The sequence below is a fragment of the Acidovorax sp. 1608163 genome, from assembly GCF_003669015.1.
Taxonomy (GTDB): Bacteria; Pseudomonadota; Gammaproteobacteria; order Burkholderiales; family Burkholderiaceae_C; genus Acidovorax.
The window spans coordinates 4,945,368-4,965,776 of sequence record NZ_CP033069.1 but is presented as its reverse complement, the minus strand read 5'-3'; the positions used below and the strand labels follow the sequence as shown (position 1 = coordinate 4,965,776).

General features: G+C 57.9%; 19 protein-coding genes. 17 read left to right on the top strand and 2 right to left on the bottom strand.

Going from position 1 to position 20,409, the window contains the following annotated elements:
- The first annotated feature begins 3 nt into the window (after positions 1–3).
- From hsdR to EAG14_RS22150, 6 genes are read left to right on the top strand one after another with little or no spacing between them, the layout of a single operon-like run.
- Complete coding sequence (gene hsdR, locus EAG14_RS22170) at positions 4–2,433, top strand: EcoAI/FtnUII family type I restriction enzme subunit R (RefSeq protein WP_121730177.1); 2,430 nt, start codon at positions 4–6, stop codon at positions 2,431–2,433.
- A gap of 35 nt (positions 2,434–2,468) precedes the next feature.
- On the top strand, positions 2,469–4,292 hold the full coding sequence (locus EAG14_RS22165; protein ID WP_121730176.1) for an N-6 DNA methylase: 1,824 nt from the start codon (positions 2,469–2,471) through the stop codon (positions 4,290–4,292).
- A complete protein-coding gene (locus tag EAG14_RS23025) occupies positions 4,289–4,432 on the top strand; it encodes a hypothetical protein (RefSeq protein WP_162995857.1) in 144 nt (47 codons plus the stop codon). Before EAG14_RS22165 ends, EAG14_RS23025 begins: the two co-directional genes overlap by 4 nt.
- On the top strand, positions 4,432–6,405 hold the full coding sequence (locus tag EAG14_RS22160; protein WP_121730175.1) for a restriction endonuclease subunit S: 1,974 nt from the start codon (positions 4,432–4,434) through the stop codon (positions 6,403–6,405). The genes EAG14_RS23025 and EAG14_RS22160 overlap by 1 nt, the downstream gene beginning before the upstream one ends.
- A gap of 2 nt (positions 6,406–6,407) precedes the next feature.
- A complete protein-coding gene (locus EAG14_RS22155) occupies positions 6,408–8,243 on the top strand; it encodes an AAA family ATPase (protein WP_121730174.1) in 1,836 nt (611 codons plus the stop codon).
- The gene (locus EAG14_RS22150) at positions 8,240–9,097 is read left to right on the top strand and encodes a hypothetical protein (protein WP_121730173.1); all 858 of its coding nucleotides are present in this window, start codon (positions 8,240–8,242) and stop codon (positions 9,095–9,097) included. Before EAG14_RS22155 ends, EAG14_RS22150 begins: the two co-directional genes overlap by 4 nt.
- Positions 9,098–9,455: 358 nt before the next feature.
- Here the strand turns inward: EAG14_RS22150 and EAG14_RS22145 are convergent, their stop codons facing one another.
- Positions 9,456–9,665: a hypothetical protein gene (locus EAG14_RS22145; RefSeq protein WP_121730172.1), complete on the bottom strand. Its 210-nt coding sequence runs from the start codon at positions 9,663–9,665 to the stop codon at positions 9,456–9,458.
- A gap of 331 nt (positions 9,666–9,996) precedes the next feature.
- Between EAG14_RS22145 and EAG14_RS22135 the strand changes: the two genes are divergently transcribed.
- From EAG14_RS22135 to EAG14_RS23805, 9 genes are all read left to right on the top strand, one after another.
- Positions 9,997–11,135 (top strand): IS3 family transposase gene (locus EAG14_RS22135; RefSeq protein WP_371414366.1). Its coding sequence is split into 2 segments (ribosomal slippage): positions 9,997–10,246 and positions 10,246–11,135, totalling 1,140 coding nucleotides; the frame shifts between segments, so codons are not numbered across the junction.
- A 237-nt stretch (positions 11,136–11,372) separates the two neighbouring features.
- On the top strand, positions 11,373–12,467 hold the full coding sequence (locus EAG14_RS22130) for a hypothetical protein (protein WP_162996072.1): 1,095 nt from the start codon (positions 11,373–11,375) through the stop codon (positions 12,465–12,467).
- Positions 12,419–13,186 carry a hypothetical protein gene (locus EAG14_RS23810; RefSeq protein ID WP_371414381.1) on the top strand — a complete coding sequence of 256 codons (768 nt, stop codon included), beginning with the start codon at positions 12,419–12,421 and terminating at the stop codon, positions 13,184–13,186. The genes EAG14_RS22130 and EAG14_RS23810 overlap by 49 nt, the downstream gene beginning before the upstream one ends.
- Positions 13,187–13,434: 248 nt before the next feature.
- On the top strand, positions 13,435–13,863 hold the full coding sequence (locus tag EAG14_RS23020; RefSeq protein ID WP_162996071.1) for a hypothetical protein: 429 nt from the start codon (positions 13,435–13,437) through the stop codon (positions 13,861–13,863).
- Positions 13,864–14,018: 155 nt separating this feature from the next.
- Positions 14,019–15,581 carry a recombinase family protein gene (locus tag EAG14_RS22125; RefSeq protein WP_121730618.1) on the top strand — a complete coding sequence of 521 codons (1,563 nt, stop codon included), beginning with the start codon at positions 14,019–14,021 and terminating at the stop codon, positions 15,579–15,581.
- Entirely contained in the window at positions 15,578–16,480 is a 903-nt protein-coding gene (locus tag EAG14_RS22120) for a ParB N-terminal domain-containing protein (RefSeq protein WP_121730169.1), read from the top strand. The genes EAG14_RS22125 and EAG14_RS22120 overlap by 4 nt, the downstream gene beginning before the upstream one ends.
- Positions 16,477–17,358: a plasmid partitioning protein RepB C-terminal domain-containing protein gene (locus EAG14_RS22115; protein ID WP_121730168.1), complete on the top strand. Its 882-nt coding sequence runs from the start codon at positions 16,477–16,479 to the stop codon at positions 17,356–17,358. The genes EAG14_RS22120 and EAG14_RS22115 overlap by 4 nt, the downstream gene beginning before the upstream one ends.
- Before the next feature lie 528 nt (positions 17,359–17,886).
- Positions 17,887–18,249 carry a hypothetical protein gene (locus EAG14_RS23530; RefSeq protein WP_240456884.1) on the top strand — a complete coding sequence of 121 codons (363 nt, stop codon included), beginning with the start codon at positions 17,887–17,889 and terminating at the stop codon, positions 18,247–18,249.
- Entirely contained in the window at positions 18,239–18,781 is a 543-nt protein-coding gene (locus tag EAG14_RS23805; protein WP_371414380.1) for a GNAT family N-acetyltransferase, read from the top strand. The genes EAG14_RS23530 and EAG14_RS23805 overlap by 11 nt, the downstream gene beginning before the upstream one ends.
- Here EAG14_RS23805 and EAG14_RS23015 read toward each other — a convergent pair.
- Positions 18,756–19,163 (bottom strand): hypothetical protein, encoded by a 408-nt coding sequence (locus EAG14_RS23015; RefSeq protein ID WP_162996070.1) that lies wholly within the window; start codon positions 19,161–19,163, stop codon positions 18,756–18,758. The two genes, EAG14_RS23805 and EAG14_RS23015, sit on opposite strands and share 26 nt — an antisense overlap.
- 219 nt (positions 19,164–19,382) lie before the next feature.
- Here EAG14_RS23015 and EAG14_RS22105 point away from each other — a divergent pair, with 219 nt between their 5' ends.
- Both EAG14_RS22105 and EAG14_RS22100 read left to right on the top strand, forming a co-directional pair.
- The gene (locus EAG14_RS22105; RefSeq protein ID WP_240456883.1) at positions 19,383–19,889 is read left to right on the top strand and encodes a phage tail protein; all 507 of its coding nucleotides are present in this window, start codon (positions 19,383–19,385) and stop codon (positions 19,887–19,889) included.
- 4 nt (positions 19,890–19,893) lie between these two features.
- Entirely contained in the window at positions 19,894–20,388 is a 495-nt protein-coding gene (locus tag EAG14_RS22100; RefSeq protein WP_121730166.1) for a phage tail protein, read from the top strand.
- Positions 20,389–20,409 lie beyond the last annotated feature (21 nt).

Genomic DNA, 20,409 nt, shown 5'->3' with positions numbered 1-20,409 from the left:
GATTTGGAAACGCATCCTCTCAGCGAACGAGACATCTGTACCAAGTTCATCACGCCCGCTATCCAGGCCGCTGGATGGCAACAGGCGCAGTTCCGGGAGGAGGTCAGCCTCACGGACGGTCGCGTCATGGTTCGAGGCAGGCTGGCCGCCCGCGTCCGCAACCCCGAGGCAAAGGGCGGGCCGAAGCGCGCCGACTACGTTCTCTACGCGAGACCGAACGTTCCTCTGGCGGTGGTCGAGGCCAAGCAAGCCCGCTTCCCCGTGGGGCAGGGCATGCAGCAGGCGCTGGCTTACGCAGAGATGCTGGACGCTCCCTTCGCGATCAGCAGCAACGGCTCGGCACTCCTGGTGCACGACCGTACGGGCCTGACCTCACCGACCGAGCGTGAGGTGCCCCTCGACGCCTTTCCGACCCACGCTGAACTGTGGGCCGTGTTCCAGCAGTGGAAGGGGCTGGCTGAACCGACCGCCGTCGCGCTGGTGGAACAGCCGTTCTACACGGACGGCAGTGGCCGCGAGCCGCGCTACTACCAGCGTGTCGCCATCAACCGCGCCATCGAGGGCATCGCCAAGGGGCAGCAGCGCGTGCTACTGGTCATGGCCACAGGCACTGGCAAGACCTACACCGCCTTCCAGATCATCTGGCGGCTTTGGAAGGCCAAGGCCAAGAAGCGGATCCTCTTCCTTGCTGACCGGAACATCCTGGTCGACCAGACCATGCAGCAGGACTTCGCCCCGTTCGGCGAGGTCATGCACAAGATCACCAACCGCGAAGTCAAGAAGAACTACGAGATCTACCTTGCGCTCTACCAGGCCGTGACCGGGCGCGAGGAGTGGAAGCAGATCTATCGGCAGTTCCCTGCAGACTTCTTCGACCTGGTGGTCATTGACGAATGCCACCGCGGCAGCGCTGCAGATGACTCGGCCTGGCGAGAGGTGCTGGACTACTTCAGTGCCGCCACACACCTGGGCCTGACCGCTACCCCAAAGGAGACCAAGGCGGTGAGCAACCTCACCTACTTCGGCGATCCGGTTTACACCTACTCGCTGAAGCAAGGCATCGAGGACGGCTTCCTCGCTCCTTATAAGGTTATCCGCATCGCGACCGATGTAGACGCCGTCGGCTACACCCCGGAGAAGGGCAAGGTCGACAAGCTTGGCCAGTCCGTCGAGCAGCGCCAGTACACCACCAAAGACTTCGACCGTAACCTGGTGCTGGAGAAACGCACCCAGCTCGTGGCGCGCAAGGTGTGGGAGTACCTGAAGGCCACGGACCCGATGGCCAAAACCATCGTGTTCTGCGACGACCAAGACCATGCAGAACGCATGCGCCAGGAGCTGGTCAAGATCATCCCTGCCGCCGCCAGCAACCGCCGCTATGTCATGCGCATCACCGGCGATGACAACGAGGGCAAGGCCCATCTGTCGTACTTCATCGACAACGACGAGCCATACCCCGTCATCGCGACTACGTCGAAGCTGCTGACCACGGGGGTTGACGCCAAGACCTGCAAGCTGATCGTGCTGGACCAGAACATCAACTCGATGACAGAGTTCAAGCAGATCATCGGCCGCGGTACGCGCCTGCGCGAGGACTACCAGAAGCTGTACTTCACCATCATGGACTTCAAGGGCGCCACGCGCCTGTTCGCCGATCCGGACTTCGACGGCGAGCCCGTAGTTATTTACGAGCCCAAGGACGATGAGCCTGTGGTCCCGCCTGATGTTCCACCCAGTGCTGGCGAGCCCGATCCTCCGTCCCCTTGGCCCGGCAAGTCTGGTGAGGAGGGCACACGGCCGGGGCTCACCATCGGCGGCGGTGGCGAAGGCCGCGTCAAGTACGTCATCGACGACGTGAATGTGCGCGTCGCGGTCGAGCGCTCGCAGTACCTCGATGCCGAAGGCAAGCTGATCACTGAGGACTACCGCGTTCTGCTCAAGGACGACATCAAGAAGGCCCTGCAGGCTGAGTTCGGAAGCTTGACTGACTTCCTCCGCCGGTGGAACAGCGCAGAGCGCAAGCAGGCTGTGCTGGAGGAGCTGGCGGACCAAGGCGTCCCGCTGGAGGTCTTGCAGCAGGCCGTTCCGAACGGCGCCGAGCTGGATGTGTTCGACTTGGTGGCCCATGTAGCCTTCGACCAGAAGCCGCTAACCCGGCGCGAACGTGCCAACAACGTCAAGAAGCGCGACGTGTTCGGCCAGTACGGTGAACAGGCCCGCGAGGTGCTCGAAGCCTTGCTCGACAAGTTCGCCGACCACGGCGTGCAGGACATCGAAGACGCCAAGGTGCTGGAGCTGCCTCCGTTCGATCAGTTCGGCAGCAAGACCCAAATCCGCCGCGGTATTTTTGGCGGGGTGGACCAATACACACAGGCGGTTCAGGCACTTGAACAAGCCCTGTACGACGCAGAAGACAACAAGAAGCAGGCCTGACCACTAACGGCAGGCGAATAGAACAACAAACCGACATGAACCTCAGCAGCACCATCAAGTCCATCCAAGACATTATGCGCAAGGACGACGGCGTCGACGGCGACGCCCAGCGTTTGGGCCAGCTCACCTGGATGCTCTTCCTCAAGGTCTTTGACCAGCGCGAGCAAGAGTGGGAAGACGACGCCAAAGCCGAGGGAAAAAAATACAAGTCGCCCCTGCCCGACAACCTTCGCTGGCGCAACTGGGCGGCCTACATCACCGATGCTGACGGCAAGAAAAAGCCGCAGATCGCAGCCAGCGAGATCATTGGTTTCGTCAACAACCAGCTGTTCCCCTTGCTCAAAGACCTGAGCATTGCCGGCAATGCGGATGCCAAGTCCAGAGCGAGGTACCAGGTGATCCGCAGCGTCTTTGAAGACGCCAACAACTACATGAAGTCCGGCACCCAGCTACTCGCCGTGATCGAGAAGCTGGAAGAGGCCATTAACTTTGACGACTTCACCGTCCGCGCCAACCTGGGCGATGTGTACGAGCAGTTGCTCAACGACCTGCGCGGCGCCGGCAACGCAGGCGAGTTCTACACGCCACGCGCCATCACCCAATTCATGGCCGATCGCCTGAACCCCAGCCTGGCCCAGCGTGAAACCGTCATGGACCCGGCCTGCGGCACTGGCGGCTTTTTGACCGCGGCCATCGACCACTTCCGCCACCAGATCACCGGCAAATCCGGGACAGCAGACCAGGGCGCCATCGAAGAACTCATCCGCGGCATCGAGAAAAAGCAGCTTCCGCACCTGCTATGCACCACCAACATGCTGCTGCACGGCATCGACGTGCCCAGCCAGATCAAGCGCAAGAACACCCTGGGCGTGGGCTGGAACGAATGGCGCGTGCATGACAAGGTTGACTGCATCATCACCAACCCACCCTTTGGCGGCTATGAAGACGACGGCGTGGGCAGCGACTACCCGGCCGATCTGCGCACCCGTGAGACGGCCGACATGTTCATGGCCCTCATCGTCAAAAAGCTGCTCAAGGAAGAAGGCCGCGCCGCCGTGGTGCTGCCCGACGGCTTTCTGTTTGGCGACGGTATCAAAGGCACGCTCAAGCGCATGCTATTGCGCGACTGCCACCTCCACACCATCGTGCGCCTGCCCAAAGGCGTGTTCGCTCCCTACACCACCATCAAGACCAACCTGCTCTTTTTCACCAAGGGCGAGCAGGTGGACGACGGCACGGAGCGCTTCCACACCGACACCATCTGGTTCTACGAACACCCCTACCCGCCTGGCTACAAGAGCTACAGCAAGACCAAGCCCATCCGGTTTGAAGAGTTCAAACCGCTGCAAGACTGGTGGGGCATTGAGGCCAATGGCTTCGCCGAGCGGGAGGAGAACGAACGTGCCTGGAAGGTCGACTTCAAGGCCAAGCGTGAGCAGGCCGAGGCCGCTGCCCAGCCCCACTGGACCCGCGCCGAGGCGCTGAACAACCAGGCCAGCGCGGTGGAAGGGCAGATGCGCGCCCTGCGCGAATCCATCAAAGGCGTGACCGATCCGCAGCAGCGCAAAGCGGCTGAAGACGATATTGAAACGCTGCGCCCCCAAGCCGAAGGCCTGCGCCTGCAAGCCCGTGACGCCGAGGCCGCTGGCGACCGCATCTACTGGCCCATCTACAACCTGGACCTGAAGAACCCGAACGGCCCAGACGAAGAAACCCACGACCCCGATGTGTTGCTGGAGAAGTACAAGGTCCTGCTCGGCCAGATTCAGGAAACCGAGAACAGCCTCAAGACCGAACTGGCCGGCGCGCTGGCGCACCACTTCAACGCCGAGGGCGATGCGGAGGAGCCCCAGGCATGAGCGGCGCAACGACGGAACCCACCCCCCAGCTGCTGGAGGACACCGCCTTGCCTTCTAAGGAAGTACTGCAGGCCAAGCTCCACGAGGCTATTGCCCTTTCGCGCGCACGGCTGGATAACCGCAGTGGGGACGAGGCCTGATGGACGCACAGCAGTTTCTGGCCGAGTTCGGTCACATCGTGAATGCGCCTGGTGGCGTGAGTCGATTGCGAGAATTGGTCCTCGCGTTGGCGTTCAAAGGTGAACTTTGCTCGCCGTCGCAAAGCCGAGTGGACGATCTTCTGGAAGACATCGAGCGGCAGCGAAATGCGTCCAACGTTGAAACGCGCAAACAACGGCTCGTGCGAACGGGCACAAGCGGTAAGCAATCCGATGGTCCATACGTTCTTCCCGAGAATTGGAGATGGGTGAGCCTCAGCACTGTTGGACGCACATGGGGTCAAAAGAAACCTGAGTCAGATTTTGTCTACATCGACGTGTCATCGATCAACAACAAGGCTGGCACGTTAGCAAGTAGGCTGGAAGTGGTGAGTTCTGGTGCTGCGCCGAGTCGAGCCAGGAAGATCGTCAAGAACGGGACGATCATCTACTCAACTGTGCGTCCTTACTTGCTGAACGTAGCGATCATTGACCGCGAGTTCGATCAAGAGCCGATTGCGAGCACCGCATTTGCCGTAGTGCATCCTTGGGCGGGAATTGCGGCCCGCTACATTTATCTCTATCTACGAAGCCCGTACTTCGTTCGGTACGTTGAGTCGGTTCAGATCGGTATGGCGTATCCGGCGATCAGCGATGAGAAGTTCTACTCGGGTGTAGTGCCACTCCCGCCGACAGAAGAACAAGCCCGCATCGTCGCCAAAGTCGACGAACTGATGGGGCTGTGCGACCGATTAGAAGAGCAGCAGCAAGACCGGCGCAAGCTGCAAAAAATCCTGCGCCAGTCCACCCTTCAGGCCCTCGCCAGCGCGGAAAGCCCGCACGAACTGCAAGAAAGCTGGCAACGCCTGCAAGCCAACTTCGGTCGCCTATTCAGCGAGCCAAGCGATACGAAATCACTCAAGTCTCTCTTGTTGCAGTTGGCCATGCAGGGCCTACTTGTTAACCAAGAAGCAAGCGACACGCATTCGGGAACTCTCCTGCAACAAATCGCCAACGAGAAGGCTCGGCTGATTGCTGCGAAGACGTTGAAGGCCAGCACCGCCATACCTCCGCCTAGTGATGCCGAGTTGCCGTACGCGCTGCCTGCAGGGTGGACCTGGGCGCGGGTAGTCGATCTGGTGGACGTGGGCACAGGAGCCACGCCAACGAAATCAGAGCCAACCTACTACGGCGGAGAAACGCCTTGGTATACCAGCTCTGCGACAAACGAGAAATTCGCTCTCAAGCCCGAGACCTTCATAACTGAGAAGGCTCTGGCAGAGACAAACTGCAAGGTCTTCCCGGCGGGCAGCCTCATCGTCGCGATGTACGGGCAAGGAAAAACGCGAGGCCAAGTGAGTGAGCTGGTTGTCGCTGGCGCAACAAATCAAGCCATCGCCGCGTTGGTGTTTTTCGAGTCGTCCCAACGGACAAAGCGCTTCCTGAAGTACTTCTTTGAAAAGATATACGACGAAGTCCGGTTGCAAGCGGAAGGCGGTCCGCAACCAAACCTCAGCGTTGGAAAGATCAAAGAGATTCTGGTCCCAGTGCCTCCGCTTGAGGAGCAAGAACGGATCGTTGCGCGACTGGATGAGCTATTGGAGCAATGCAATCACTGGGGTTTACAGCTAAGGCAACGGAATGATCTGGGAAGTCAGTTCGCTGCCTTGGCTGTGGCCGACATCACTGGCATTGCACACGAAAGAACCGAGGACGTTGCTGTGAAACCCCCACCGACCGAACTGATCGCGCCGCTGCGTTTGGGCACCTTGCCTGACGTCAAGGACCAAGCGCCGCTGGCCACCTTGCTGGCTCGCCACCAAGGTGAGATGTCGGCTCGTGACCTGTGGCAGCGCTTCGGCGGCGAAATCGATGCGTTCTACGCGCAGCTTAAGACCGAGGTTCTGCACGGCTGGATCACCGAGCCTCCGGTGGCTGAGGTGCGCGCGAAGCCCATTGAAACCGCGGGAGCTTGAGCATGCAGTTGCGCAATCTGGCGATCCCGAACTTCCGCAACCTGCGCGGCCTGGTCATCGACTTCGCCACCCATCTCGAACCTCGACCAGGCGCTGAGAGCACGGTAGCCCTCAGGGCCATCCGCAGTCACGCGCTCATTGGGCAGAACGGCACCGGCAAGTCCAACCTGATCGAGGCGCTGATCACGATTTTTCGCGACGTTGACCTGAACCGTGGGGCCGCGTTCGACTACACGCTGGAATACGAGATCCGCGGGCACGTGGTGCGCATCCAGGCCGATCTGGCCAAGCAGAGCCCGCCATTTGTGTGGGTCGATGGCGATCGTGTTACGCAGGAGTACCTGAACAAAAACGACCCGCCTGACAAGACGCCACGCGACGAGCGCCGCGGCCCGCGCCTGCTGCCCTCGCACGTGTTCGCCTACTACTCGGGGCGCAACGAGCGCATCGAGGCGCTGTTCCAGGACCATCAGAAGCGCTTCAACCGGCTACAGGACATCACCACCGACGAGGTCTTGCCAGAACAGGTGCTGACCAACTTCAAGGGCACCGCAGCCGACATCCGCGCCATTGAGGAAGCCAAGCAGCGCCGCGAGACGAGGATGAAGCAGGCCGGGGACGACCGCCTGCGCCGCCTGTTCTATTGCCGGGGCGGCCATAGCCAGCTGGTGTTGCTGGCCTGCCTGCTGTCGGACGATCCGGTGTTCCAGAAGGTGCTGAAGAACTTGCACATCGAGTCGCTGGAGTCGGCCCTATTCGTTTTGAAGGAGCCTTACCGGCTGCGCGAGAAACGCCGGAATGGCAAGTTCGACGAGACCGAGCTGAACGAAGGCGACCCGCGCTTCTGGTTCTCGCGTGGCAGCGTGGTGAGCGAGTTCCTGGAATACCTGTGGCAAGTGGCCTGGGCGCCCATCGAGCAGGAATTAACCCGGCAGATCGACTTTCGCGGTCGCACCGAGAAACAGCGCCAGCTCTACCTGTATGTGCCCAACCAGGCCAAGCTGCAGGAACTGGGCCGCCTGGTTGGCGGCACCGACAGCTTCTTCCGCTACGCCGAGGGCGCCTACATCGGCGACCTGATCGATGAAGTGCGCATCACCGTCAAGAAACGCGTGGATGGCAAGGATGGACACGACGGCAAGGTCAGCTTCACCCAGCTGTCAGAGGGCGAGCTGCAGATGCTCACCGTGCTGGGCCTGATGCGCATCACCCGCGAAGACCATTGCCTGTTCCTGCTTGATGAGCCGGACACACACTTGAATCCGATTTGGAAGCTGCGTTACTTCGATGACATTGAGGGCGTGCTGGACCGCGAGTCCACCAACACCCTATCCGGTGATCTGGTGCTGAGCTCTTCGACTTATCCGGTGCAGTCGCAGGTTTTGATCACCACCCACGACCCCATGATGATCGGCAGCCTCAAGCGTAAGCAGGTACATATTCTGCGGCGGCAGGCAGATCGAACCGTGGTGGAAGTACCGGACGAACACCCGCAGGGCATGGGTGTGACGGGCTTGCTCAAGAGTGAGCTGTTTGGCCTGTCGTCCACGCTGGACATTGAGACCGAGCGCCGCCTGTTCCGACGCAACGAGCTTTACGTCAAACGGCCCAGAACCGTAGAGGAGGATGCTGAGCTGACTCGCCTGTCGGCCGAGCTGTCGGACCTGGGCTTCTCGACGGCGGACTTCAGGGATCCTGACTACGCGCTATTCGTGCGCAAGATGGCACAGCACCGGAAGTTCCGCAAGCCAACGCTCAGCCCGGAAGAGCAGGCCGAGCAGGAGAAGTTGGCCGACGAAATCATTGACGAGATCCTGCGTGAGGAGGACGGCAAGTGATCTTCATCGAACTGGAGCGCAAGCGGCCGACAGATAGCGATATTCCGGGTTGGACGCCCTGGACGCAGGCCGAGTGGGACGCTTGGCTGGCGAAGTCGGCGCAGCTGGTGACTGACATTGCAGCGTTGCAGGCCGCGGGCAAGCGTGATGACCGTAACGCATTGATCGACGCCAATAGCGCGCATTGGGGAGCGCTGAAGCAGTGGATGCTGGCTCTTTCGGGAGGCAAGTGTTGGTTCTCCGAGGTCCGCGACCTCTACTCGCACTACGACGTGGAGCACTTCCGCCCGAAGAAGGAGGCGAAAGCGTTGGACGGAACTGAACGTGACGGCTACTGGTGGCTGGCCTTCGACTACATGAACTTTCGGGTCTGCGGCAACGTTGGCAATCGAAAGAAGGGCGGTTGGTTCCCCTTGCAGCAGGGATCACTTTGTTCGACGTTCGACGCGCGTTGCGAAGAGTCAGAGACGGCCTACCTGCTGGACCCGATCGACGACGACGATGTCTCGCTCATCGCCTTCGATGAAGAGGGCAAGCTCATCCCCATGCCGGGCAGCTCGCCTTGGGAGCAGCAGCGTGTCACCGAGACCGTGAAGCGCCTGAAGCTCAACGAGCATGTGCCGCTGGCAGAAGCGCGCCGCAGCGTGTGGCAGAAAGTCGATGTCCTCGTCGAGGACTTCCTGGCTGCCAAGGCCAAGTGTGCAGGCGGCAAGAACCCGGCGGCGAAGGCTAAGCTGTTGGAGGTGCGCGCGAAGATTCGCGACTTGACAAATCGGTCAGCCGAGTTGTCGTCAGTCGCACGTTGGTGCATTCAGATGAGAAATGAGCCGCAGCTGTTGAAGCTGGTGGCCTGACCGGGGAGCGGAAGATGCCAATGACCTCGCGGTATGGCGTGTTGGTGAGCAACCGAAACCATTCGTCTTCAGACGACTAGCAAGCGGCTAGGTGTTGATTTCCACGCAGAAGTGACCCACTAACCCCCTGGTGGGTTAGGTTTGCGTGGAAATCAACACGCTGCTAACCAAAACCCGCGCCGTCTGTCACTGTCACGTCAGGCTTCAGAAGCGAAAAACCCGGCTTGCCCCGGCTTCTCCCTCTGAGCGTCAAGTGGTCGAGCCACACAGCCATCAGGGGTCAGTTGGCCTGAAAAATGGGACAGATTGACGTGTTGCTTCTGTTGCTGTCTGGCTATTACACCAACGCGAAGGGAGGTTACCGGAAATGCCGAACTCGACTAGTGATGCGTTCAAGCATCTTGGCGTCTTTCGCTTTTTCTTCGTAGGCGCGGCGCAATTGGAGGTGTGCGCTGAAGCAAACGACCGAGCTCGGCACACGTGCGCTTGGCGCGTGGAAGGTCCGTTCGCTCGACTCGATCTTACCGTCGAAGTCCAGCTCCAATTGCTTCTCGGAATCGCGGGTCATGGGAGGCTCCAGATCTTTTGACACGAGACATCAAGCAACGATCTTGTGTTCCGGCAAACCGCACTATTGTATAGAACGGATCGCGATGCCTTCAAGCGACGAGACAGCTTCCATAGTGACAGCAGTCACCGGTCGCGCGGCTTTCTTTCGCATCATTCCCGTGATGCTGTCCTTACGGTCGTTGCCCTCGAAAAATTTGAGGAAGCGCGACGGCGCGACACCGTCAAATGGAACGATCCGGACTTTCAGAGTGTTTGTCTCCTGCTCAGTTTGGACTTCACCCGGTTCAATAGACACCTATCAAGGTCGAAATTGAACTGGAGAGTGAGAAATGAAGAGAGTGCGATACCCGGCTGAGTTCAAGGCAGAAGCCGTCAAACAGGTGACCGAGCGTGGTCATGGGGTAGTGGATGTAGCCAAGCGATTGGGCATGTCGGACAAAAGCCTGTACCTGTGGGTGCGGCTTGCCAAAGAGCAATCGAGCGCAGGGGGGGCAGAGACAAGCCAGCTCAAGGCCGAGGTATCCCGGCTCAAAGCGGAGCTCAAAAGGGCCAATGAGGAGCGCGACATCCTAAAAAAGGCCGCAACGTACTTTGCCAAGCTGTCCGGGTGAAGTACGCATTCATGGCCGAACATAAAGGCCAGTTCCGGCTCAGCAGCATGTGCCGCGTTCTGCGCGTACAGCGCAGTGGCTATTACGCTTGGAAGGCCAATCCAAAGTCCAAACGCGCCTTAGCCGACGATGTCTTGCTGGCAAGCATTCGGCAATCCTTTGACGACAGCCACGGGATTTATGGAAGCCCACGCATCCTGCGGGACTTGCGAGAGGACGGTATGGCGTGCGGTCAAAAACGTGTAGCACGCCTGATGCGCCAGGCCCAACTGCGCTCAGTGCGTGGTTACAAGCGGCCACGCTACCGAGTCGGTCTTCCTGCGACTGCCGCACCGAACCGGTTGCAACGTGAGTTCACGGTCACGCTACCGAACCAAGTGTGGGTCACCGACATTACCTATATCCGAACCCATGAGGGCTGGTTGTACCTAACGGCCGTAATTGACCTGTACTCGCGCATGGTGGTCGGCTGGGCGATGAACTCCAGCATGGCTACAGAGTTGGTGTTGGATGCGCTCACGATGGCAGTGTGGCGCAGGCGCCCAACGGGTCCAGTGATGATCCATTCCGACCAAGGAAGTCAGTTTGGCAGTGACGACTTCGCCCGCTGGTGCAAGGACAACCAATTGGTGCCAAGCATGAGCCGACGTGGAAACTGTTGGGACAACGCGGTAGCAGAGTCCTTCTTCAGCAGCTTGAAGAAGGAGAGAATCAAACGCCATATCTATGCCACCAGGCAAGACGCCAAGTCAGATGTGTTTGACTACATCGAAGGTTTTTACAATCGAATCCGTCGGCACAGTCACCTAGACCAACTGAGTCCGCTGGCATTCGAACAACTTCGAAACGGAAGTTGAAATATGTCTACGAAACCGGGTGAAGTCCACCTGCAATCCCCTTTCCAGATAACTACTGCAAAGCCAAGATCAAAGGGTGCGATTTCTTTGGCCATCACGGTTAATTTCGCGAATGAAAAATTCAGCGCGACCTGTTGACTGTGCTCGCATGCACAAGAAATACACGCGCGCTGTCAGTGCTTGGCTCCACTAGGCATTTACCGGGACCCATAATTGCTGGCAAAAGGAGAGCGGAACATGCCAGTTGAACTTGGGGTTTGGCGAGTTGATCAAGGACTTCAGGCCGTCCTGCACCAGCCCATGGCTAACGAAAAAAGGCTAGAAGATCTGATCGAGGCGAACATCGCAGTGGTTGCGCCCCATCTCATGGTTATAGGCCGGCAAGTCCAGACCAGCTATGGGAAGTATGTCGATCTTTTAGCAATTGACCGGGCCGGAAACCTCGCAATCATTGAACTCAAGCGCGACATGACACCGCGCGACGTAGTGGCCCAAGTGCTGGACTACGGTTCTTGGGTCATTGGCCTGCAGAGCGATCAGATCGCATCCATCTGGGGCAATTACGTCGAAAAGTACCGCCCCAGCGACAAAGGCATGAGCCTTGATCAGGCGTTTTGCAAACGGTTCGGCTTGAAAGAAATGCTTGATGAGCTAAACACCGAGCACGAGCTGATCATTGTCGCCAGTGCTTTAGATGACAGCACCGAACGGATCGTGGGGTACCTTGCGGGCCACCACGGCATCAATATCAATGCTGTTTTCTTTCGGATGTTCAAAGATGGTGATCGCGAGTACCTTACGCGCGCCTGGCTTCGTGACCCCACGGAAGACGCGTCCGACTCATCCGATGCCCCGGCCAACAGTCATTGGAACGGGGAATACTACGTGTCCTATGCGGGGGAAAATCGCGAGTGGGAAGAGGCTCATAAATATGGCTTTATTGCGGGCGGAGGTGGGACCTGGTACAGCAACACGCTACAGATGTTGTCTCCCGGAAATCGTGTCTGGGTGAACATCCCAGGCACAGGATATGTCGGAGTCGGAGAGGTGACAGGTCCTAGGGTACCTGTAGATGAATTCACGATTAATGAGAACGGCCAAACCAAAAAAATCATAGACACCGATGCTGTCATCGCCACCCGAACCAAGTACGCGGAAAGTCCGGAAAACGCGGAGTACATGGTGCCTGTGAAGTGGATCAAGGCTGTGCCTGTGGCCAACGCCATCAAGGAGAAGGGCTTCTTCGGGAACCAGAACACCGTTGCAAGGCCCACCTCACCCAAATGGGTACATACCGTGGCACGCCTCAAAGAACGTTTCCAGATCGACTAAACATCGCTGGAGACTGTGCTTTGACTGGCTATTATTCCGCTCCGCAAGACTCTCTTTGCGACGATCCCGTACTGACGCTCGCAGATCGGTCCGACGAGTTCGAGGACGCCATACTTGCCTGCTTTCCCTCGACAGGTGTGGTCCTGGCAATTGAGTCCGAACAAAACCAGTTGGCATTGAGCGCATGCCACCTGTGCATTGAGCATTCCAGGGTAGTAAGAACTGCATTTTCCATTGACGCTCCGAGCTCAGCATGCGGAGTTCTTCGCCTCCAATATGAGGCGTTGCTACGGGCTTCGTGGCTCCATTTCTCGGCAACTCCAGCTCAGGTCGAAAAACTAGGCAGGGAACTGACGCCAGAAGCCGAGCTCGCTGCAAAAAATCTCCCGAGTGCTGGAGAGATGCTTACCAAGGTCTTGGCAGCAGCCCCTGCAGGGTTGACTGCACATCTGGTGGAGTTCAATGAGTATTCACGACACGCCTTGAACTCGTATGTCCATAGCGGGATTCACCCTCTTCGCCGGGTACGTGAGGGATTTCCGGTGGAGATGGCGCTGAATCTGATTCGAATCTCCAATGGGCTCATGCACATGGCTTACCGAATGCTTGCAATACTCATGGGATCACAGCGCCGAATGGACAAGGTGACTCATTTGTATAAACAGTTCACGGATTGCTGCCCAATGGCCCCGTCAGGTCAAGCTCCCGGAAAAAGCTAGTTCGCAGGAGCTAGATATTCCGAGGGAAATTGGATAGGGCTCAGGACTTCGCTGCGGCCCTTTTCAATCACCTATGAAGAGTCCACTCCGCTGGTCGATAACAGGCATTAGCAGCATGCCCTAGAGCGTTGATTTCAGCTTAGAAGTGGCAGCCCACCCACTAGACGGCCAGTCCTCCCTGGAAATTAACACTCAAAGCATCCATCCTGAAATTAAATCTCCCTTCCTGTTCTGACTGGAGGTTCACCATGGAAAAGCGCTGGTGCAACGCGTGCGGGGAGTCGTTTGAACCCCGACCCCAAACCCCTCGCCAGTTGTACTGCGCGAAAGCAGAGTGCCAACAGTCACGCAAACGCTTGTGGCAAAAGACAAAGCGCAAGACCGACGATGACTATCACGAGAACCAGACTCAGGCTCAGTCTAGTTGGCGCAGGGATCATCCAGATTACTGGCGCCGCTACCGTGAATCACACCCCGAATACACCGCGGCCAATCGGCAACAGCAGAAGCAACGCAATGCTCGGCGCTCCCCTGCTTTGCATGAGTCACAAATTGCAAATAGTGACGCGTCACCAAAAAACTCGCCCGTATTGGGCATATTCAAACTTATCGCAATCGCCCCAACCACGTTTGCAGGGCAACATGAATGGACTGTACAGATCAGCCTGGCGCGTTGAACCTGCTCGGAGACGTGTGATTGCAAAGAGAGGACTTCATCGCCAACAGAAGATAACGCTGGTAGTGTGGTGTTGCCGTTGCTAACCCAGGAGATGTTTCCAGTTAGCAGATGACCTTGTGGCCCAGCACCACGAGCCTGTTGAGGAGCTGCACGATGGAAAAAAGTCGTCTGCCATTGCCACAGAACGGGCAACCGAACTTCCGCGCCGCCGAGTACGTGCGGATGTCGACCGAGCACCAGCAATACTCCACGCATAACCAAGTCGCTCGCATTCGGGAATACGCCCAGCAACGCGGCATTGAGGTGGTGAAAACCTATGCCGACGAAGGCAAGAGCGGGCTTCGGATTGCCGGACGGCTCGCCTTGCAACAACTCATTGAGGACGTGGAATCGGGTGCAGTGGACTTCTCCATGGTGCTCGTCTACGACGTCAGCCGTTGGGGACGCTTCCAGGACGCGGATGAAAGCGCGTACTACGAATACCGGTGCAAGCGCGCGGGTATTCAAGTGGTCTACTGCGCGGAGCAGTTCGAAAACGATGGTTCACCCATCTCAACCATCGTCAAGGGCGTGAAGCGAACCATGGCCGGCGAATACAGCCGGGAGTTGTCGACGAAAGTGTTTGCAGGCCAGTGCCGGCTGATCGAGTTAGGTTACCGACAAGGAGGACCTGCGGGCTTTGGATTGCGCCGACTACTGGTTGATCAGACGGGGGCGAGCAAGGCCGAATTGGCACGTGGTGAGCACAAAAGCTTGCAGACCGACAGGGTCGTGTTGGTGCCTGGCCCCCAGGAAGAGGTGCAGGTCGTTCAAAGCATCTACCGTTGGTTCGTCAATGACGGCTTGTCTGAGGCGGAGATCGCCTCGCGATTGAACTGCTCTGGCATCCGCACCGATCTGGGTCGTGAATGGAGCAGAGCCACTGTTCACGAGGTCCTGATCAACGAAAAATACATCGGCAGCAACGTCTACAACCGGGTGTCCTTCAAGCTCCGCAAGCTGAGAGTGGTCAATCCTTCTGACATGTGGATTCGCAAGGAAGACGCCTTCCCTGCCATCGTCGCCAAGGAGGACTTCTACACCGCGCAAGGCATCATCCGCGCGCGCTCGCGTCGCTATTCAGACGAAGAATTGATTGAGCGACTTCGCAACCTCTATCAGCACCGCCAGGCGCTGTCTGGGCTCATCATCAATTCAACCGAGGGCATGCCATCCTCTTCGGTCTACGCCCACCGCTTCGGCAGCTTGGTACGTGCTTACCAACTTGTTGGCTTCGTCCCGTCCCGCGATTTTCAGTACGTCGAAATCAATCGGCATCTGCGCCGGATGCATCCCGCCATCGTCGAGCATACCGAGGAAAAGATGGCGGCGCTGGGCGGTAGCGTACGACGCGATCCACTCACCGATCTCCTCTATGTCAACGAAGAGTTCAGCGTCTCTATCGTTCTGGCTCGTTGTCGGCGCCGCGAGTCAGGACAATTGTTCTGGAAGATGCGGTTCGACACGGGCCTTGCGCCCGATCTCACGGTAGCGGTACGTCTGGATCTCTCCAACCAGTCTGCTCTGGACTACTACTTGTGGCCAAGGCTGGACTTCGGCAATCCCCGCATCAGTTTGGGAGAACGCAATCCAGTGGAACTGGAGAACTACCGATTCGACAACCTGGACTACTTCTATGGAATGGCAGCACGAACCCGGCTGCGGAGAGCGGCATGACCGAGCCGCTTTCTCTGCCCGAGCTGCGCATGATCCCGATGGACCGCATTGAGATCCTGAATCCCCGTGAACGCAACCAGCGCAAATTCAGCGCTATTGTGGAAAACATCGGAGCAGTTGGTCTGAAGAAGCCTGTGACAGTCACACCGCGTCCAGGCGAGGACGGTGCAGAGCGCTACGTATTGGTGTGCGGCGAAGGGCGATTCAAGGCATTCCAACAACTGGGGGAGAAGCGCATTCCAGCGCTTGTGGTCATGGTCTCCGACGAGGATGCGTTCGTCATGAGCCTTGCGGAGAACGTTGCGCGGAGACGGCATCAACCACTGGAACTGCTGCGCGGCATCACATTGCTGCGCGACAAAGGCCATTCCGTCCAAGACATCTCGCGCAAAACCAATCTGCACGAATCCTACGTACGCCATATTCTTGACTTGGTCGACAAGGGGGAGGAGCGACTGCTGGTTGCCGTCGAGCGCGGCAAGATGCCGATTACCGTGGCCATTCTCATCGTCGGTGCCGGCAACGACGACAAGGCAGTACAGATGGCAATGCAAGAAGCCTACGAGTCTGGCGAGCTACGTGGCCCGCAGCTGATGTACGCCAAGAAGCTGGTGGAGCGGCGCCAGTTTCTAGGGCGCTCCATCGCACGTTCCACGCCGCGGAAGCCTGTCGACATCACCTCGTCTAGTCTGGTGCGCGCCTACAAGACAGAAGTTGAGCGCCAGCGCATCATGATCCGTAAGTCCTCGCTCGTCCAACAGCGACTCTTTTTTGTATACGGCGCGCTGCGAAAGATGCTCGGCGACGAGAACTTGGTCAACATCCTTCGATTGGAGGGGCTGGACACCTTGCCCAAGTACCTCGCTGAGCGCGTTTCCCGCAGTGGAGGCTCCGTATGACATCCACAACTCTTGGATTCCTGCCCAAACCGCTCATGATTGAGGTCGACCGCATTCTTCCGTCGGTCAAGCTCGATCAAAGGATTACGGCGACGCACAAGTTTCGGCAAATCAAAGAATCTATCGCCGAGATCGGTCTCATCGAGCCCCTGGTTGTCACAGCTGTCGACCGCAAGACCACACGGCATCTCATCCTGGACGGGCATTTGCGCTTAATGGCCATGAAAGAGCTAGAGCTCAACGAGATTCCTTGCCTGGTCTCGACGGACGACGAGTCATTCACATACAACAACCAGCTGAACCGCTTGTCCACCATCCAGGAGCACATCATGATCCGCCGCGCGATGGATCGTGGCATTCCTGCAGCGAAACTAGCCAAGGGATTGTGCATTGATGTGAGCTTGCTACAAAAGAAGCGTAGCCTGCTCGACGGGATTTGTGATGAGGTGGCCAGGATTCTGAAAGACCACCAATTCTCGACAGAAGTCACGGCAGTGTTGCGACGCATGAAGCCCACTCGCCAGGTCGAGTGTGCAGAACTCATGGTGGCCGCCAACACGGTGACCGCCAGCTACGCCCGCGCGATGCTTGCAGCGACACCGGAAGAAATGCTGGTGGGCGGCAAGAAGACGGTTCGCAATGCCGCGATGTCGCAAGAGCAGGTGGCGCGGATGGAAAACGAGATGACCAACCTGCTGGGGCAGTACAAGCTGGCCGAGCAATCGCACAGCGAGGACATGCTGAACTTGATGATCGCCAGAGGCTACATCGTCAAGCTCGTAGACAACGCACGCGTGCTGCGGTACATGCAGACCCACTTTCCAGAGGTCTTGGAAGAGTTTGCCAAGATCGTGGAAATGACGACCGTGGAAACGTGAGCGCGTTTCAGCTCCATGTATGAGAGCCGCTGAGATGGCTCTGGTAGCACCTGAGACCACGCCAGAAGGTACTCATGCACCGGCACCTAACCGCCGCCGAATCCCTGCAGCAACAACCGACCCTGGGAGGGGCTGTGAAGAGTTGTGCCTCGCGTTTCTCTGAGGCTCAAGAGCCTTCACAATCAGCGTATTTCACCAACCCGCCCCAAGAGATCGACTTGCAGGTAGCCGCTAGTCATGCGCTGGGGCAATCCACCACTCATCGTCAACATCGTCGGGAATATCCCAAAGGGTAAACTTGGCAGAAAAGTGCGTCCAACGGGGCGCGCTCCCTGGTGTCAATGGCGGTATGTAGGATCTTTGCAGGTTTGTGGGAATGATTTCTAGAGCCGTTCTCATTGGAACTGCAAATGTGATTGGTTTGCAAGGCCCCGGGTTTGCAGGTTCAGTGAGAACCTACAGAGCCAGAGTGTCTGGCGAAAGCAAAACGATAAATTGGCAGCTAGCGGAAAACTCACGAGCCGAAGAATGGAAAAAGACCCTTTCTCATCTTCAACAGGAGCGGCTGCGCTCGACCCTGACTTGTTTTCCCGCCAACTCACTTGGTCCGACGCCCTACGCTTCGAAAAACAGGATGTTCATGTGCTAACTCCGGAGGCAACCAGCGCCCAGGTGCTTTGTCTTCGGGTGTCCCGAGTGACGGAGTCACCTGCAGCACCTGGCACTCATCAATTCGCCATTGTTTTTCATGGCCCTGCCGATACGTTACTGGGCCAAGGAACTTATCACCTGGTTCACCCGGAGCTCGGAGATTTTGCTGTCTTCATTACCCCAGTGGGACGCACGCCTGCTGGTGTTGAATACGAGGCATGTTTCACGCATGTGGTGTGATTTAGACAGCTCACGGCTGCCGCCTGATCTGAGTTTGCGGCAGTCCACGGATAGTGACTTGTCGTTCTTGAGAGCTTTGTACCGTACAGTGCGCGACCCCGAGCTCGCATTGACCCAGTGGTCAGAGGCACAGAAGCAGGCTTTTTCAGATTCGCAGTTTTCCCTTCAGGACCAACACTACCGAAAAAACTACCCTGGAGCTTTGTTTCTTGTAATTCAATTCCAGAGTGTGCCAGTGGGGCGGGTCTATCTGGCCAAAGCCGCAGACCAATTGCGCCTAATGGATCTCGCTTTTCTCCCCCATTTCCGGGGACGCGGCTGGGGCTCTTCCGTTGTGCGGGTGGTGCTAGACCTTGCAGATCGGGAAAGGCTAGAAACACAGCTGTTTGTTGAGTCTAGCAATCCAGCCTACGCTTTATACGTACATCACGGCTTCTTAGCCGAGGGCTTGGAAGGCGTCTACGTGCGCATGCGACGCCCCGTTCCACACGCCTTGGGAAACCCATCTAGGTCGACGGATGGTGACGATTGAAAATAGCCTCGACCTCCTGGCCTAGAGCATCATTGGGACTGGTGAAGATCGGATGCTTGCCCAGATCTGGATGAAAAACTTCCCACGTCTCTTGCTCAGGAACTAAACGGCTGGTGGGAGCAAAGAGGAGACGAAAACTTTGCTCGAGGTTACCGCCACCGGGAAGTGGACCGATATCAAGCAATGTGCCTTGCCAATGCCGTCCGTTCGGATGACTGAAGAAAAACTCACGTCCCACGAGTGGTAAAAAATGACTTCGAAGCAGCATGACATCGCAGCCCTGCCCTGACAGCGAAGAAGCGTGTATCAACCCTGAGCCGGCTGCAACCGCAGGGGCTAAGCTTGCAGCCTTGAGCAGGGAGCGTCTTTGGTGATTCAACATAGAAATGGTACCGATCCCACTGGGGCAGTTCTTTGGCGGACGGCGAAGATCTTGCCTCAGTTTTGAATATGGCGCCATATTTGTCTTGCACCGCATCAAACAGCCTCCTATATTCCGCCATGCCTGCGAAGAAAGCCGCAGGCGTGCTTGTCCATAGCTAGTGGCTGTGCCACGTCTTTCTTTCTTCAGTTTTACGGGCCCACGTGCCCATAGCGCACCATGGCACAACCGTATGTTGGCGAAATTCGCATGTTCGCCGGAAATTTCGCTCCGGCGGGCTGGGCTCTGTGCGAAGGGCAATTACTGCCGATCTCCGAAAACGACACGCTGTTTAACTTGATCGGGACCACTTACGGCGGCGATGGGCAGTCCACTTTCGCTCTGCCTGATTTGCGCGGTCGGATCCCCATCCATCAAGGCAACGGCTTCATCTTGGCAGAAACAGGCGGCGCTGAAGAAGTTACGCTGACCGTGAGCCAGATCCCTAATCACAGCCATGCGCTGCGGGCATCGGCCGGAACAGGGTACATAGCGTCACCTGCGGGGGCACTGCCCGCTCGTCACCGGGACTACAAGACTTTTTTGAATGCTGGACCTGCGGCGCAGAGCATGCACCCGTCTACGCTTTCGCCAATCGGTGGCAGTCAGCCACATGAGAATCGGCCGCCATTCTTGTGCGTGAATTTCATCATCTCGCTCTTCGGCATTTTCCCGTCTCCAACCTGACGCCATGGCAGAACCATTCCTTTCCGAGATCCGTATCGTCTCGTTCGTATTTGCGCCCAAAGGGTGGGCGCTTTGTAACGGACAGCTCTTGCCCATCAACCAGAACCAAGGGCTCTTCTCCCTCCTCGGCACCACTTTCGGTGGTGATGGGCGTGTGAATTTTGCGTTGCCAGATTTTCGTGGGCGCATCCCTATCCACGTAGGAGGAAGTCATACCCTAGGCGAGCGTGGCGGGGAACAGGCCCACACACTGTCGGTTGGCGAACTGCCCACCCACACCCACGTACCAAAGGCGGCTACAGCAGTAGGGCGCGCCACGGCCCCTGCGGGCAATGTGTTCGCGGCATCGCGCGGAAGCTACGCGGCATCGGCTACAGCCACCATGCAGGCGGCGAGCGTAGCGTCCGTTGGCGGATCGCAAGCCCACTTGAACATGTCCCCGTTCCTCACGCTCAATTTCGTGATCGCGTTGCAAGGTATCTTTCCTTCACCCACCTGACTAAGTACGACGAGAGACCCC

Bases quoted from the DNA above. Each gene is read 5' to 3' on its own strand.
- EAG14_RS23810 (WP_371414381.1), top strand. From the start codon at position 12,419: ATGGGTACATACCGTGGCACGCCTCAAAGAACGTTTCCAGATCGACTA.
- EAG14_RS22115 (WP_121730168.1), top strand. From the start codon at position 16,477: ATGACATCCACAACTCTTGGATTCCTGCCCAAACCGCTCATGATTGAG.
- EAG14_RS22145 (WP_121730172.1), bottom strand. From the start codon at position 9,665: ATGACCCGCGATTCCGAGAAGCAATTGGAGCTGGACTTCGACGGTAAG.
- EAG14_RS22155 (WP_121730174.1), top strand. From the start codon at position 6,408: ATGCAGTTGCGCAATCTGGCGATCCCGAACTTCCGCAACCTGCGCGGC.
- EAG14_RS22100 (WP_121730166.1), top strand. From the start codon at position 19,894: ATGGCAGAACCATTCCTTTCCGAGATCCGTATCGTCTCGTTCGTATTT.
- EAG14_RS23015 (WP_162996070.1), bottom strand. From the start codon at position 19,163: ATGTTGAATCACCAAAGACGCTCCCTGCTCAAGGCTGCAAGCTTAGCC.
- EAG14_RS22160 (WP_121730175.1), top strand. From the start codon at position 4,432: ATGGACGCACAGCAGTTTCTGGCCGAGTTCGGTCACATCGTGAATGCG.
- EAG14_RS23805 (WP_371414380.1), top strand. From the start codon at position 18,239: ATGTGGTGTGATTTAGACAGCTCACGGCTGCCGCCTGATCTGAGTTTG.
- EAG14_RS23530 (WP_240456884.1), top strand. From the start codon at position 17,887: ATGGAAAAAGACCCTTTCTCATCTTCAACAGGAGCGGCTGCGCTCGAC.
- EAG14_RS22130 (WP_162996072.1), top strand. From the start codon at position 11,373: ATGCCAGTTGAACTTGGGGTTTGGCGAGTTGATCAAGGACTTCAGGCC.
- EAG14_RS23020 (WP_162996071.1), top strand. From the start codon at position 13,435: ATGGAAAAGCGCTGGTGCAACGCGTGCGGGGAGTCGTTTGAACCCCGA.
- EAG14_RS22105 (WP_240456883.1), top strand. From the start codon at position 19,383: ATGGCACAACCGTATGTTGGCGAAATTCGCATGTTCGCCGGAAATTTC.
- EAG14_RS23025 (WP_162995857.1), top strand. From the start codon at position 4,289: ATGAGCGGCGCAACGACGGAACCCACCCCCCAGCTGCTGGAGGACACC.
- EAG14_RS22125 (WP_121730618.1), top strand. From the start codon at position 14,019: ATGGAAAAAAGTCGTCTGCCATTGCCACAGAACGGGCAACCGAACTTC.
- EAG14_RS22120 (WP_121730169.1), top strand. From the start codon at position 15,578: ATGACCGAGCCGCTTTCTCTGCCCGAGCTGCGCATGATCCCGATGGAC.
- EAG14_RS22165 (WP_121730176.1), top strand. From the start codon at position 2,469: ATGAACCTCAGCAGCACCATCAAGTCCATCCAAGACATTATGCGCAAG.